Genomic DNA, 2,130 nt, shown 5'->3' with positions numbered 1-2,130 from the left:
CGACAAGGGGGGGCTCGCTGGACGGTGGCAGGGGATGTGGGGCTGGGAGCCTTGCATCGCAAGGGCGCACTATAGCGTGGCGGCTCGTTACGTCATGCGACGGTGACGGGTTTCAGCATCCTACCGACACCCTCTTGACCCTCGTACACTCAGGGCCATGAGCCGCCATTCACGACATCCTGAACTGCATCGCGCCGATCGCGTCGGCTGGCTGCGCGCCGCCGTGCTGGGTGCCAACGACGGCATCGTCTCGGTCGCCAGCCTGGTGGTCGGCGTGGCCGCCAGCGGCGCCTCGGCCAGCACGATCCTGGCCACCGGCGTGGCCGGCACCGTGGCCGGTGCGATGTCGATGGCCGCCGGCGAGTATGTGTCGGTGCAGACCCAGGCCGATACCGAGAATGCCGATCTGGCGATGGAAAAGCGCGAGCTGCACGAAGACCCGCACAGCGAACTGGACGAGCTGACCGCGATCTACCGCCACCGCGGCCTGGAGCCGGCGCTGGCGCGCCAGGTCGCCGAACAGCTGACCGCCCACGACGCGCTGGGCGCCCATGCGCGCGACGAACTGGGCATCACCGAGGAACTGCGCGCGCGACCGTTGCAGGCCGCACTGGCCTCTGCCGGTGCCTTCACCTGTGGTGCTGCCCTGCCGGTGCTGACCGCACTGCTGGCACCAGTACAGAACGTCGCCACCGCCACCACGGTCAGCACGCTGGCCGGCCTGTGCCTGACCGGCGCGATGGCGGCACGCGCCGGTGGCGCATCACCGACGCGCGGCGCCCTGCGCGTGATGTTCTGGGGTGCGCTGGCGATGGCGGCTGCAGCGGCGGTCGGCCGCCTGCTGGGCGCGCACGTCGTATGACCGGCATGCCCCCCACCGCCACCGCCCTGCTGGCGGAGATGGCCAGCCTGGCCGGCTGCCAACGCGCGGAAGGCTACGCCTGCATCACCGCCCGCCGCGAACATGGCGCCAGTTCGGTGGAGATACCGCAGCCGCAGTTCGCGATCCTGCTGGAAGGCCGCAAGCAGGTGCGTACCGCACACCAGTCGCTGACCTTCGTCCCGGGCGACATCCTGCTGATCACCCAGCGTTGCCGCATCGACGTGGTCAACACACCCGACCCGCAGACCGGCCGCTACCTCAGCGCGATCGTGCCGCTGTGCACGGAAGTGCTGGCGGCCGCGCGCACGCTGTGGAGCGAAGCCTTGCCGACGGCCGGACCAGCGCTGGCACGGCAAGCGTTGAGCGATCACGCCACGGCGCTGCGCAGCTGGCGTCAGTCGTTGCAGGATGGCCGCTATAGCGAAGCACGGCTGGCGCTGGCCACGCTGGTGCTGGCGTGGTGCCGGCAGGGCCACGGCAACCTGTTGTTGCCGCACGTACCGACGCTGGGCGAACAGATCCGCGACCGCATCGCCGCCGAACCGGCACGCGACTGGCAGTCGCGCGACGTTGAGGCACACTTCGCGCTGAGCGGTGCGACCCTGCGGCGGCGGTTGGCGGCTGAAGCCACCAGCCTGCGCCAGCTGTTGACCGAAGCGCGCCTGGCCCACGGCATGCAGCTGCTGTACACCACCGATCTGCCGCTGAAGACCGTGGCCGCGCGCGCGGGGTATCGTTCTGCAGCGAGCTTCAGCAAGCGCTTCGCCGAGCAGTACGGGCTGGCTCCCACAGATATTTGAGGGTTCTTCAGCAGGGCTGCGCCCTGCACCCGCAGAGGCTCTTCAAGCAACGGCAACAGCAAAGGCCAAAGCGGCATTCCGTGGGATGGCGGGGCGGTGTCGGAGTGCGGGGACGCCGCAAGTACGTCCCTGTAGGCTTGGCAGCCGCATCCATGCGGCTGACACCCCGCACTCCGACACCGCCCCACCTTCGACAGTTTCCCGGTGGCCAGTAGATCCACGCCATGCGTGGATGATTTCCTCCCCGTCCATTCGATTCATTTCGATGATTCCGAATTGAATTCGAAGAGCATCCACCCATGGCGTGGATCCAAGGTCGACACCCACCAAGAGCAGGTCATGCCATCCCAACAGATCGCGGGAATCTGTCGAAGGCGGGGTGGGTCCGGTTGCGGGGGTGTCCGCGGCATGGATGCCGCGGCCAAGCCTACAGGGACGTATTCACGG

General features: G+C 68.5%; 2 protein-coding genes. Both read left to right on the top strand.

What is annotated here, in order from left to right; all coding sequences use genetic code 11:
* Positions 1 to 157: 157 nt before the first annotated feature.
* Complete coding sequence (locus tag GIW57_RS23610) at positions 158 to 862, top strand: VIT family protein (protein WP_236513147.1); 705 nt, start codon at positions 158 to 160, stop codon at positions 860 to 862.
* Complete coding sequence (locus GIW57_RS23605) at positions 859 to 1,683, top strand: AraC family transcriptional regulator (RefSeq protein ID WP_236513145.1); 825 nt, start codon at positions 859 to 861, stop codon at positions 1,681 to 1,683. The genes GIW57_RS23610 and GIW57_RS23605 overlap by 4 nt, the downstream gene beginning before the upstream one ends.
* Positions 1,684 to 2,130 lie beyond the last annotated feature (447 nt).

The sequence above is a fragment of the Stenotrophomonas sp. PA-6-5C genome, from assembly GCF_021605635.1.
Classification (GTDB): domain Bacteria; phylum Pseudomonadota; class Gammaproteobacteria; order Xanthomonadales; family Xanthomonadaceae; genus Stenotrophomonas; species Stenotrophomonas lactitubi.
The sequence above is the reverse complement of the archived record's forward strand: the minus strand, read 5'-3'. Positions and strand labels throughout refer to the sequence as shown.